Source organism: Mycobacterium ulcerans subsp. shinshuense, assembly GCF_002355775.1.
GTDB classification, from domain to species: Bacteria; Actinomycetota; Actinomycetes; order Mycobacteriales; family Mycobacteriaceae; genus Mycobacterium; species Mycobacterium marinum.
In genome coordinates this window covers 5,128,690-5,142,309 of the sequence record NZ_AP017624.1, presented here as the reverse complement: position 1 = coordinate 5,142,309, position 13,620 = coordinate 5,128,690, and the positions used below count along the sequence as shown (strand labels likewise).

The 13,620-nt window shown below is 62.3% G+C and carries 3 protein-coding genes and 2 pseudogenes; all 5 read right to left on the bottom strand.

Annotated features, from left to right (window positions below; all coding sequences use genetic code 11):
* Positions 1–165: 165 nt before the first annotated feature.
* A pseudogene (locus SHTP_RS22905) lies at positions 166–6,111 on the bottom strand (PPE family protein); the annotation flags it as partial.
* 180 nt (positions 6,112–6,291) lie between these two features.
* A pseudogene (locus SHTP_RS30775) lies at positions 6,292–6,687 on the bottom strand (PPE family protein); the annotation flags it as partial.
* Positions 6,688–7,059: 372 nt separating this feature from the next.
* Complete coding sequence (locus SHTP_RS22900; RefSeq protein WP_096371875.1) at positions 7,060–7,272, bottom strand: hypothetical protein; 213 nt, start codon at positions 7,270–7,272, stop codon at positions 7,060–7,062.
* Positions 7,273–7,328: 56 nt separating this feature from the next.
* Positions 7,329–8,531, bottom strand: a complete 1,203-nt coding sequence (locus SHTP_RS22895) for an ISAs1-like element IS2404/ISMul1 family transposase (protein ID WP_420873042.1) — start codon at positions 8,529–8,531, stop codon at positions 7,329–7,331.
* Positions 8,532–8,654: 123 nt separating this feature from the next.
* Entirely contained in the window at positions 8,655–13,127 is a 4,473-nt protein-coding gene (locus SHTP_RS30770) for a beta strand repeat-containing protein (protein WP_477505894.1), read from the bottom strand.
* Positions 13,128–13,620: the final 493 nt, after the last annotated feature.

Here is a 13,620-nt window from a genome sequence, read left to right as displayed (position 1 = left end):
GAACTTGATTCCGAGGACCTTGTACGAGTAGCCGTACTTTCCGGAGATGGTGAACGCTGAAATGTCGAAGCTGTGGATGGTCGTTCCACCGACGTCGAGGCTGATCGGTGTCTGGAAGTTGGCATAAATATCCAGGTCCACGGGCAGAGTCGGGATATTGAGCGTGTAGTTGAAGCCCAGCTGGCCTAGCTCGTCGCCCCTGAGTAAGAAGCCGTTGTTCATGCTGCCGGAGTTGAAACCACCGGTGTTGATATCGCCGAGGTTGGCAATTCCGGTGTTGGTGTCGCCCACATTGAAGTAGCCGGTATTGCCGACACCGGTGTTGAACGAGTCGGTGTTGATGTCGCCGGCGTTGAGGTTGCCGGTGTTGTAGCTGCCCGCGTTGGCCACGCCGGTATTGGCGATGCCGGAGTTGAACATGCCCGTGTTCGCGGCGCCGGTGTTCCCGACGCCGGTGTTGTAGTTGCCCGAATTTCCGATGCCCCAGTTTCCGGTGCCCGAGTTGCCGATGCCGACGTTGCCGGTGCCGGAGTTGAACAAGCCGACATTGTCGGTGCCGCTGTTGAGGGCTTCGAAACCGCGCAAGCCGTCGCCGTTTAACCCGAAGCCGATGTTGCCGTCACCGGTGTTGCCGAAGCCGATGTTGCCGTCGCCGGTGTTGCCGAAGCCGAAGTTGTTGCTGCCGGTGTTGCCGAAGCCGAAGTTGTGGTTGCCGTTGGCCAGCGAGACGCCGGAGTTGCCGAAGCCGAAGTTATTGCTGCCCAGGTTCCCGAAGCCGAAGTTGGTGCTGCCGAGGTTTCCGGCGCCGAAGTTGAGGTCGCCGATGTTTGCGCCACCGAAGTTGATGCCGCCGACGTTTGCGGTGCCCACGTTGTAGTCGCCGACGTTGGCGGTACCGAGGTTCAGGACGTCCAGGTTGGCGAAGCCCACGTTGAGGGTGGTGCCGCCCGCGGAGTCCCGGAACAACCCGGCAAAGTTGGCGCCGGCATTTCCGACGCCGGAGACGTAGGCCGCCGTCGCGGTGTCCAGGCTGCTGGTGTTGAACAGGCCCGAGACGCTGTTGCCGTAGTTGGCCAGGCCGGATTGCACCGCGCCCAGGTTTCCGTAGCCCGATACGTCGGTGCCGGAGTTGAAGAAGCCCGATCCGCTGCCAGCACCGTTGTTGAAGAAGCCCGAAGAGTAGCTGGTGGTCGTGTTTCCGAAGCCCGGCGCGGCGGCGATGTCGAACAGTGGGACGCCGACCAAGCCCTGGTAGTCGCCCATTGCCAGGATGCCGTTGCTGTAGTTGCCGGAGATGAAGATGCCGGTGTCGACATCGCCCGTGTTGGCCCAACCGGTGTCGTAGTTACCCGAGTTGAAGCCGCCGGTGTTGTAGCTGCCCGAATTCGCGTTGCCGGTGTTGGCGTCGCCGGCGTTGAAGGTTCCGGTGTTGAAGTCTCCGGCGTTGCCGATGCCCGTGTTGACGATGCCCGCGTTGAACACGCCGGTGTCGTAGTTGCCCGAGTTGAACAGCCCGGCGTTCACGATGCCCGAGTTCCCGATGCCGATGTTGTCGCTGCCCGAGTTGAACAGGCCGATGTTGTTGGTGCCGGAGTTGAACAGGCCGATGTTGCCGCTGCCGGTGTTCAGGGCGCCGAACCCGCGCAAACCGTCGCCGCTGAGCCCGATTCCGATGTTGCCATCGCCGGTGTTGCCGAAGCCGATGTTGCCGTCACCGGTGTTGCCGAAGCCGAAGTTGTTGCTGCCGGTGTTGCCGAAGCCGATGTTATGGTTGCCGTTGGTCAACGAGGCGCCGGAGTTGCCGAAGCCGAAGTTGTTGTTACCGATGTTGCCGAAGCCGAAGTTGGTGTCGCCGATATTTGCGCCGCCAAAGTTGAAGTTGCCGACGTTGGCGGCGCCGACGTTCCCGTCTCCGATGTTTCCGAAGCCCAGGTTGTAGTTGCCGGTGTTGGCCGCACCCGCATTGAAGATGCCGATGTCGGCGAAGCCCAAGTTGAACGTCGAATCGGGCGCATTGCCCGAGGCGTCGTTGTAGAAGCCGGACAGGTTGGTGCCGATGTTTCCAATACCTGAGACGACGGCCGGTGTATCGATGTCCAAGGTGCTGGTATTGAGCAATCCCGAGATGCTGTTGCCGAGGTTGCCCAGCCCGGATTCGAGGTTTCCGTAGTTTCTCAGGCCCGAATTTCCGTCGATGAAGCTGACATTGAAAAAGCCCGAGTTGTTGATGCCGACGTTTCCGAAGCCCGACGAGCTGCCATCGCCCGAGTTGAAGAATCCCGACGAGGGGCTGGTGCTCGAGTTGCCGAAGCCGGGACCCGCTGGAATATCGATGAGTGGGATCGTCAAGGGGCCGATAGTGCCGTCGGTGTCTACCCCCAACACGGTGGAACCGTCGGTGTTTCCGATGGTGCTGGTCAGCGTGGGCCCGGAAATCGTGATGTCGGAGAACGTGATGGGACTGATTTTCAGGTCCCAATAGAGCTTGACATTTACCTTGCCAACACCCGGGATCTTGTACTTTATTTTTCCGTCGAGGTTGGCGGTGATTTTGGGCAGGGTAAAGCTCTCGATGACGATCTTTCCGATGTCGATGCTGATCGGCAGGCTGATCGGGAAGCTCAGATTCAAGTCCGCGGTGGTGGTCGGAACCGTGACCGTGTAATTGAAAGCACCCAGGTTGCCCTGGTAGTCGCCGCGCCACAACAGGCCATTGTTGTAGTCGCCGGAGATGAGGGCCCCGGTGTTGACGTTGCCGGTGTTGGCCCACCCCGTGTTGAGGTCACCCACATTCAGCGACCCCGTGTTGCTTTGGCCTGTGTTGAAATTGCCGGTGTTGTGGTCGCCGACGTTGAAGGTCCCGGTGTTGTAGCTGCCCACGTTGCCGATGCCGGTGTTGAAGGAACCGGAGTTGAACAACCCCGTGTTGGCCAGGCCCGAGTTGCCGATGCCGGTGTTGTAGCTGCCGGAGTTCCCGATTCCGGAGTTCCCGGTGCCGGAGTTGCCGATGCCGACGTTGTCGGTGCCGGAGTTGAACACGCCGATGTTGCCGCTGCCCGAGTTCCAGCCGCCGAAACCCTGCAGACCGTCTCCGTTGAGCCCGATTCCGGTGTTGTCGTTGCCGGTGTTGCCGAAGCCGATGTTGCCGTCGCCGGTGTTGCCGATTCCGATGTTGTTGCTGCCGGTGTTGCCGAAGCCGATGTTGTGGTTGCCGTCGGTCAACGAGGCGCCGGAGTTGCCGAAGCCGAAGTTGTTGGCGCCGATGTTGCCGAAGCCGAAGTTGGTGTCGCCGATGTTTGCCCCGCCGATGTTGGTGCTGCCGAGGTTCCCGGGGCCGAAGTTGGTGTTACCGACGTTGCCCAGACCGAAGTTGTAGTCGCCGAGGTTGGCGCTGCCGATGTTGAAACTGCCGTCATTGGCCACACCCACGTTGAAGATTCGATCGGCAGAGTCACCGGCGAGGAAGAAGCCCGAAAGGTTGCTGCCGAAGTTTGAAACACCCGACACATTGGCCGCCGTCAGCAGGTCCAGCGCGCTCGTGTTGAACACACCGGATACGCTGTTGCCCAGGTTTGCGATGCCGGACTCCAGCGTGCCGTAGTTCTTGAAACCGGAGTTTCCGAGACTGTCGGTGGCAAAGTTCAGGAAGCCGGAGTTGCTGCCGCCCCCGTTCCCGAAGCCCGACGCGCTACCGTCACCCGAGTTGAAGAAACCCGACGACTCGACGCTGGTCGAATTGCCGACTCCCGGGCCAGAAGGCAGGTCGAGGACGATCGCCTGGACCAGCCCCGTGTCGACAACAAAGCTGGGCGTGAACACGGACTGTGTCCCGCCCACGCCGATGTCTATCGTTGGACCGACAATCGTGATGGTCGGGAAGGTTTCCGGCCCGATGTTGCCGCTGACCACTCCGTACGCGCCGATCGGGATCTCCGGAATGGTGAAGCCCTCGATCACGGTGTTGCCGACGGTGGCGCTGATGGGGATGTCTATCGGGACGCTGAGGTTGAGGCTGGTGGTGATGGGCACCAGGCCAATCGCGTAGCTGAAGCCGCCTTGCGCCCGGTAGTCGGATCTCCACAAGATGCCGTTGTCGTAGTTGCCGCTGATCAGGGCGCCGGTGTTGACGTTGCCGACGTTTGCCAGTCCGGTGTTGTAATCACCCAGGTTCAACCAGCCGGTGTTGTAGTCGCCCTGGTTGGCGCCGCCGGTGTTGGTGCTGCCCACATTGTGCGCACCCGAGTTGTAGTTGCCCGGGTTGCCGATGCCGGTGTTGAGGTTGCCGATGTTGAACAGGCCCGTGTTGGCCACGCCCACGTTGCCGATGCCGGTGTTGTAGCTGCCGGTGTTGCCGATGCCGGAGTTTCCGGTGCCCGAGTTGCCGATGCCGACGTTGTCGGTGCCGGAGTTGAACAAGCCGATGTTGCCGCTGCCCGAGTTCCAGCCGCCGAAACCCTGCAGGCCGTCTTCGTTGAGCCCGATGCCGATGATGCCGTTGCCGGTGTTGCCGAAGCCGATGTTGCCGTTGCCGGTGTTGCCGAAGCCGATGTTGTTGTCGCCGGTGTTGCCGAAGCCGATGTTGTTGAAGGCGGCCGTCAACCCGGGACCGGCGTTGCCGAATCCGATGTTGGCGCTGCCGAGGTTTCCGCTGCCGAGGTTGTAGTCGCCGACGTTGCCGCCGCCGATGTTGCCGAACCCGATGTTTGCGCTGCCGAGGTTGAGGTTGCCGATGTTCGCGTTGCCGAAGTTGTAGTCGCCGATGTTTGCGCTACCGAAGTTCAGCCCGCCGTCGTTGCCGACGCCCACGTTGAAGGTGGTCGCGTCCGGGCCGTCCCGAAACACACCGGCCAGATCGCTGCCGATGTTGCCGACTCCCGATATCCGGGCCGGCTCCAGGGTCGCGAGTTCGAGCCCACTGGTGTTGTGAATGCCCGAGATCGTGTTGCCGAAGTTCAGCGCGCCCGATTCCAGATCGCCGTAATTGAGCAGCCCGGAGACGCCGAACGGGCCGGAGGTGGTGTTGAACAAGCCCGACGAGCCGCCGTCGCCCTGGTTGAAGAATCCCGACGACGGGCTCGAGCTCGTGTTCCCAAGCCCCGTGGTCGGCGGGATGTAGAGAAGTTGCAGCTGGATGGGGCTGACGTCATAGGAAAGGGACAGATCCAGCGTTGCGGGGCCCACGGTGGCATTGATCGGGGGACCGACGATCGTGATCGATGGGATGGTGATGGGGCCGATGTATCCCCCGTTGAGGAAGGTCTGCTTGGGAATGGTGGTGCCCGGGGTGGTGATCGTGGGCACGGTGGCGCTGAACGTGTTGTCCAGGGGGATGCTGACGGCGTAGTCGCCGCTGGTTCCGCCGAAGTTGATCTTTAGATCGATGCCGAGCAGCCGGTAATCGTCCTGCCAGAACAGGCCGTTGCTATAGCTGCCCGAGATGAATGCGCCGGTATCGACATCGCCGGTATTGGCCCAGCCGGTGTTGAGGTTGCCCGGGTTGAAGCCGCCGGTGTTGGTGTTTCCGACGTTGAAGCTGCCCGTGTTGTGGTTGCCGGTGTTCGCCCAGCCGGTGTTGGCGTTGCCCGGGTTGAACACCCCGGTACTGGCCTCACCCGAGTTGCCGAAGCCCGTGTTGTAGCTGCCCGAGTTCAACACACCGAAATTGCCGGTGCCCGAGTTGAAGAAGCCGATGTTGTTGGTGCCCGAGTTGAACAGCCCGATGTTGCCGCTCCCGGAATTCAAGGAGCCGAACCCGATCTTGCCGTCACCACTGAGCCCGATGCCGATGTTGTTGCTGCCGGTGTTGCCGAAGCCGACGTTGAAGCTGCCGGTGTTGGCGAAGCCCTGGTTGTTGCTGCCGGTGTTGGCGAAACCCTGGTTGTTGCTGCCCGCGTTGCCAAAGCCCTGGTTGGCGCCGCCTAGGTTGCCCCAACCGAGGTTATAGCTGCCGAGGTTGCCGCCACCGAGGTTGCCATCACCGTTATTGCCGTTTCCGATGTTCCCGCTACCGATGTTCCCGAAGCCCAGATTGGATGTGCCGACGTTGGCCGCCCCCAGGTTCAACGGGGTCGCGGCGGCCAGGCCCAAGCTGGGCAGGCCCAGCGCGCTCACCGGGTCGGCGACCGCGGCCTCGGCGGCGGCGGCCACCGCCGCGCTGGCCGGGGCCGCGCTGGCCAGGCTCGCGGCGGCGGCGTTGCCAAGCTGGCGCACCAATCCGCTCACGGCAAAGGGCGTCAATGCTGAGGCGGCCGCCGAGGCGCCGGCGTGGTAACCGAGCATGGCGGCGACGTCCTGGGCCCACATTTGCTCGTACTGTGCTTCGACGGCCGCGATCGCCGGCGCGGCCAGGCCCAGCACGTTCGCATTCACCAGTGCGGTCAGGACGGTGCGGTTTGCGTCGATAGCCGGCGGACTGACCGTGGCCACCAGCGCCGCTTCGAAAGAAGCCAACGCCGCCCGGACCTGACTGGCGGCCTGCTCGGCCTGGGCGCTTGCCGTGGTCAGCCACACCAGATAGGGCTGTGCGGCGCTGGCCATCGCGGTCGACGCCGGACCTTGCCAAGACCCGCCCGCCAGGCCGGAGGTCACCGCCCCGAACGCACTTGCCGCGGCGAACAACTCGGCCGCCAGCCCATCCCAGGCCGTCGCTGCCGCCAGCATGGGCCCCGGCCCAGCACCGAGGTGCATCCGGGCCGAATTGATCTCCGGCGGCAACAGCACAAAACTCATCGAAAACGCCTACTCGCCGCTACTAAGCGGATGGCGAGCTGTCTCATAACACTCCCCGCGCACACAGCAAATGCGAAAACCATTCGCATAGCAAAATGTGAAACCTATTCACAATGTCCAATGGCTACTCTCTGCTGGCCAGGCTAGCCCGATTTGTCTTGTCCGTTTTGGATTTGGATTGGTTCGGCAGGAATCGGCGGGATATTCGATGCGGCTTTGTCCGTTGCCGCACCTCGAATTGTCCGCTGGGCCAACTTGCGGCAGGCGCGGCCGATCAGGCGGTGCCGCAGGTGGATTGAGCGACGTCCCCGATCGCGGGTCCGGGTGCCGTTACGCCATCGCGTCGTTCAGGAAGCCGGAAAGCTCATGGCCGGTGTTGCCCAAGCCGGAGACAAAGGCCTGGGCCATCAGGTTCAGAATGCTGGTGTTGTAGATGCCCGACAGCGAGTTGCCGAAGTTCGCCCAGCCTGATTCGAGCGTGCCGACGTTTTGGAGGCCGGACAGTCCCGGGCCGCCCGCGTTGAAGAATCCCGAACTCTCCAAGAAGGCGTTTCCGATCCCCGAGACGGCCCCTTGGGCCAGGGCTCCGGCGTTGTTGATTAGCAGGCTTGTGAGCTGGGGAATTGTGGATTGAGGAGGTCTAGGCGGCGGTTGGCGGTCAAAGCGGTGATCCGGCAGGCTTCGGCGATGTTGTCGGCGCCGTTGAGGCGGTGCAGATTGATCGCAGTGTTGCGTAGCGTTGCTAGGACCTGTGCGCCGTTTCCGGTATGTGCCCTTTGACGGTCTTCGTCGAAGGTGACGCCGCGTATCCAGTGCAGGCTGTTCTCGATTCCCCAGTGTTGACGCATCCAGGTCATGATCGCGGTAGGGCGGGCGTGCTCGAACGGCAGGCTGCAGATGGCATAGACCACCTCCACGCTGCGCTGGTCGGTGGCGGTGATCAAGCGTTCACGAGTGATCCGGATGATTTGTTTTGCGTAGGGGAAGCCGATTCCTCGTGCAGCGGTGATGATTTGCAGGGTGCGGGTCTCGACACGGCCGTGGCCGCGGGAGTCGTCGGTAGCGGCTGCGGGCACCTCGGCCCAGGGCAGCGCGGTGATACGCGCAAGTATTTTGGCTTGGTTGGACTTGACGATCATCAGGTAGTGCGACTTCAAGGTGGCGCAGATCAACTTCGCGGTGACGACCTGGGTATGCATCGCATCCACGGTGACCAGCCACCGCAAGCTACCCGGCAGCAGCGTGAGCAGGGCACGTACGCAGGGAATTTCATTGCTTTTCTCGGCGACAGCGAGTTGACCGAGCACCAATCGGGCACGGTGGGCGAACACCGACACGAGATGCGTGGCTGTCGCTTTGGCGCGTAAAGCACCACGCAGCATCTTGCCGTCCAACGCGATCGGCACCAATCCGCTGGGGTCGCTGCTGGCCACGTGTGCAGTGAAGTAACTGCCCATCCTGGCGTTGAGGTCGGCGGGGTCTAGCCGAGACAAAACAGCGCGGAAGGTCTTCTCACTGGGCCGCCGGAACCGGACCCCTAATTGGGCCAACACATCATCGGGAGCGGTGGCCGCCCATGTGGCAAAACCAGCATAGCCGCGCATCCCCGCGGCAGTGACCAGAACCGCGATCGCCAACAAAGCCATCAGCGAATACCTCCGACCGCGTGGGTCCCTCGGGTCTGGCACCGAGGCCAACACATCGAGAAACTCCGATCCGATGAGCTCGCTGCGCTCACCAGGACTCCAGCGGTCGAACACCTCTGGAACCGACGACACAGGCAATACTGAAACGGTAGGCACGGGCAACTCCAGACCAACGACGAACAGTAACCAACTCGATCGTTCTCCAGATAGCCCGTGCCTACACTCCGGCCCCAATAGCGCGGCACCAAAGATCATCAACCCAGCTCACAAGCCTGCTAATCAACAACGCCGGAGCCCTGCCCCTTGGGCGTCGTTGAGCAAGCCCGACGCGCCTCCGGCTCCGGAATTGAAGAAGCCCGACGACGGCGTGTCCGACGAGTTGAAGAATCCAGGGCTCTGCTGCCAGTTGAAGCCGAAGGTGGCGGGGCCGACGGTGCCCGCGTCGGAGAAGTCGATGGTGTCCGTGATGGCCGTGTTTATCGGGCTTTGCGGGTTGATCACACTGGGATCGATGACGAACGGCCCGACGTGTTCGGTGGTAATCGGAACGGTGACCGATACGTGCAGCACACAGCCGACGAACGGAACATAGATCAGGCAGATCGTGGTCTCCAGACTGATTGGTATCTCGAATTCGGCGATGGTGAACATGTCCTGGGTGATGGTGTTGATCGCGCCGGTAATCGGTATGTCGATGTCGGAGTGCACCCCGATATTCCACGGGATCGCTGGAACGGTGGACTCGTAGGTGAAGCCGAGCAGGCCCTGGTAATCGCCGCGCCACAGCAACCCGTTGCTGTAATTGCCCGAGATGAACGCGCCGGTGTTGACGTTGCCGGAGTTGGCCAGGCCGGTGTTGGAATTGCCCTCGTTGAAGTAGCCGGTGTTGTAGTTGCCCGGATTGAAGCCGCCGGTGTTGTAGTCGCCCGGGTTGAAACTGCCGGTATTGAAGTCGCCGCTGTTGTAGCAGCCGGTGTTGTAGTTGCCCGCGTTGCCGATGCCGGTGTTGACCATGCCGGAGTTGAAGAACCCGGTGTTGGTTGTGCCGGTGTTGCCGATGCCGGTGTTGTAGCTGCCGGAGTTGCCGATGCCCCAGTTGCCGGTGCCGGAATTTCCGAAGCCGATGTTGTTGGTGCCGGAGTTGAACAAGCCGATGTTGCCGCTGCCCGAGTTCCAGCCCCCGAATCCGGTCATAGTGTCACCGGCGAGTCCGATCCCGATGTTTCCGTCGCCGGTGTTAGCGAAGCCGAGGTTGCCGTTGCCGGGGTTGCCGAACCCGATGTTGTAGCTTCCGGTGTTGCCGAACCCGATGTTGCCGATGGCGTCCGACAGCGCCGGGCCGGTGTTGGCGAAGCCGAAGTTGTAGCTGCCGATGTTGGCGCTGCCGAGGTTGAAGCCGCCGAGATTGGCGCTGCCGAGGTTGGCGCTGCCGAGGTTGCCGAAGCCGAAGTTGGAATCGCCGATGTTGGCGTTTCCGAGGTTGTAGCTGCCGATGTTGGCGCTGCCCACGTTCCAGAATCCGGGGTTTGCGATGCCGAAGCTGAAGGTCGTTGCGTCCGGCCCATTGCGGTACCAGCCGGCCAGGTCGGTGCCGATGTTTTGGAATCCGGAGAGGTTGGCCGGCGTTGCGCCACCGGTGTTGAGGAAACCGGAGATGGCGTTGCCGAGGTTGGCCAGGCCGGATTGCTGCGACCCGATGTTTTGGAAGCCGGAGTTGCCCAGGGCGGCGGTGGCGACGTTCCAGATGCCCGAGTTGTTGGCACCCACGTTGGCGAAGCCGGACGCGCTTCCGTCGCCCAGGTTGAAGAAGCCCGACGACGGGCCGGTGGTCGCGTTGAAGAAGCCGGCGGCCGGTTTGATGTCGATGAGCGGGATCTGGCCGGGGCCGAAGTTGAAGTAGCCACCGACGTGAACGACGGTGGAACCATCGGGATTACCGAGATTGAGCTGCAACGCCGGTTGGGTGCCGAAGTCGATGACGATGGGTGTGTTCAACGGGGCCGACGCGTCGCCACCGTGGATGGTGATGGGGCCGATCGGTGCGATGACCGTGCCACTGATGATGGCGAGGTCGACCTTGCCCGTGGCGGGCACTTTCGGGAAGGTCACGGCCGGGATCGAGATGTCGGTGATGGTGCCGGTGATAGGGATGTTGACCGGGGCATCGATGGTCATGAATGCCGGAATCCTGTTGACCGTGATGGCGTAGTGGGCGGACAGCTGCCCCATGCTGTTGGCCCGCCAGAAGACGCCGTTGGCCATGTTGCCGGTGATGAAGGCGCCGGTGTCGAAGTTGCCGATGTTTGCCAGGCCGGTGTTGTAGTCACCGGTGTTGTAGAAGCCGGTGTTGTAGTCGCCGGGGTTGGCGATGCCGGTGTTGAAGACGCCGATGTTGAACAAGCCGGTGTTGAAATTGCCGGGGTTGGCGATGCCGGTGTTGAAGGAACCGGAGTTGAACAAGCTGGTGTTGTAGCTGCCCGTGTTGCCGATGCCGCTGTTGTGGCTGCCGGAGTTTCCGATGCCCCAGTTGCCGGTGCCGGAGTTGCCGATGCCGACATTGCCGGTGCCGGAGTTGAAGAGGCCGACGTTGAAGCTGCCCGAGTTCAGGCCGCCGATGCCCACCAGGTTGTCACCCTGCAGACCGATGCCGATGCCGCCGGTACCCATGTTCCCGATGCCGACGTTGCCGGTGCCGGAGTTGAAGAAGCCGACGTTGCCGGTGCCGGAGTTGAACATGCCGGCATTCGAGGTCCCGGAGTTGAAGAAGCCGGTGTTGCCGGCACCCGAACTCAGCGACCCGAACCCGACTCGGCCGTCGCCGATGAGCCCGATGCCGACGTTGTTGTCCCCGGTGTTGAACAGCCCGATGTTGTTGCTTCCGGTGTTCGACCAGCCCTGGTTGTCGTTGCCGGCGTTGGCCAGTCCCGTGTTGAAGTCGCCCAGGTTGAACAGGCCCGCGTTGCCGACGCCGTCATTGAGCGGGCCGAACCCGATCTGGCCGTCGCCGCTGAGCCCGATGCCGATGTTGCCGTTGCCGGTGTTGCCGAAGCCGAGGTTGCCATTGCCGGTGTTGCCGAACCCGATGTTGGTGTCGCCGACGTTGCCGAAGCCGATGTCGTTGAACGCCTCCGTCAAGCCCGCTCCGGCGTTTCCGAACCCGATATTGCCGCTGCCGATGTTCCCGCTGCCGAGGTTGTCGGCGCCGACGTTTCCGAATCCGACATTGAAGCTGCCGATGTTTGCGCTGCCCACGTTGAAGTCGCCGACGTTTCCGCTGCCCAGGTTCAGCTGGCCCAAATCGCCCAGGCCCGCGTTGAAGATCGTGCCGGCCGAGTCGCGCAGCACCCCCGATAGCTCCGTGCCGATGTTGAAGAGGCCCGAGAGGTTGGCCGCGGTCGGAAGATCCGCCGTGCTGCTGTTGTACCAGCCCGAGACGGTGTTGCCCAGGTTCGCCCAGCCGGAGAGTTGTTGGCCGTAGTTCTGCAAGCCGGAACTGCCGATGTCGCCGAAGCCGGTGTTCCAGAAGCCCGAATTGTTTGCGCCGACGTTTCCGAAGCCCGAGGCGGTTCCGGTGCCGGAGTTGAAGAAGCCCGACGACGGGGCCGAGGTCGAGTTTCCGAACCCGGGCGCCGCGGGGATGTCGAGCAAGACGATGCTGATGGGTCCCAAGCCGCTGCGAATCGCGATGGGGATCGAGCTGGAACCGTCGGGGTTGCCGATGTTGATATCGATGACCGGCAGAATGCCCTTGATGGTCGGGATGGTGATCGGCCCGATTTTGAAATCGGTGATCGACAGGGCGTCGATCGTGATGGTGGGAATCGTGAAGCCGTTGAGGGCCAGGCTGCCGAGATCGAGGTAGATCGGGATGTCGACCGGGATGTTCAAATCGAAGTTGAGCACCGGGAATTCGGGAATGAAGATCTCGTAGTGGGCGCCCACTAGCCCTTGGTAGTCCCCGCGCCAGAACATGCCGTTGCTGTAGTTGCCGGAGATGAATGCGCCGGTGTTGACGTCGCCCGTGTTCGCCAGGCCGGTGTTGTAGTCGCCGGTGTTGAAGAAACCGGTGTTGTAGTTGCCTGCGTTCGCCAGGCCGGTGTTGTAGTCGCCGGTGTTGAAAAAGCCGGTGTTGTAGTCGGTGGGGTTGGCCAGGCCGGTGTTGGTGTGGCCGGCGTTGTACAGACCCGTGTTGTAGTCGCCTGCGTTTGCGATGCCGGTGTTGCCGGTGCCCGGGTTCCACAGGCCCCAGTTCGTGCTGCCCGAGTTGGCGATGCCGGAATTGGCGGTCCCGGAGTTGCCGATGCCCCAGTTTGCGGTGCCGGAGTTGAAGATGCCGGTGTTGCCGGTGCCCGAGTTGAAGATTCCGGTGTTGTTGGTGCCCGAGTTGAACAGGCCGGCATTTCCGGTGCCGGAGTTCAGCCCGCCGGCGAGGTTGATACCTACCTGGTTGTCGCCGGTGAGCCCGATGCCGATGTTGTTGTTGCCAGTGTTGCCGATGCCGATGTTGTGGTCGCCGGTGTTGGCAAAGCCCTGGTTGAGACTGCCCGCGTTCCCGAAGCCGACGTTGTAGTCGCCCAGGTTTCCCAGCCCGAAGTTGTATGTCCCGTGGTTACCGGAGAGGAAGTTGAAGCTCCCGATATTGCCGCTGCCGAAGTTGTTGGCACCGACATTGCCGAAAACTGCCGATGTTTCCGTCGCCGATGTTTCCGTTGCCGAGGTTGGCGATGCCCAGGTTGCCGATTGGGTTGTCATTGAAGAACCCTGCGATGTTGGTGCCGATGTTGGCGGCGCCGGAGATGTCGGCCGGTATCGATACGCCCAGGGAGCTCGTGTTGAAAAAGCCCGAGACGCTGTTGCCCAGGTTGGACATGCCCGACACCAGATCGCCGAGGTTCTGGTAGCCCGATATTCCGGAGCTGCCCGAAGCGAGGTTGAAGAACCCGGAATTGTTGCCGCCTGTGTTACCGAACCCGGAGGCGGTGCCGCTGCCGGTGTTGAAGAAGCCCGAGGACGCAGTTGTCGTGGAGTTACCGAAACCGGGGGCGGCCGCAATGTCGATGATCGGGATCTTGATCGGCAGCAGGCCGCCGGTGCCGACGATGTGGATCAACGGTTCCGGTCCGGTACCGATGTTGATGTCAATTGCGGGTAGGCCCAGCTCGAGGTTGGGGAACTTGATCGCGCTGACATGGACGGCCTTGAACCCGATGCCGACGATGTCCAATTCGACGGTGGACGCCGGGAT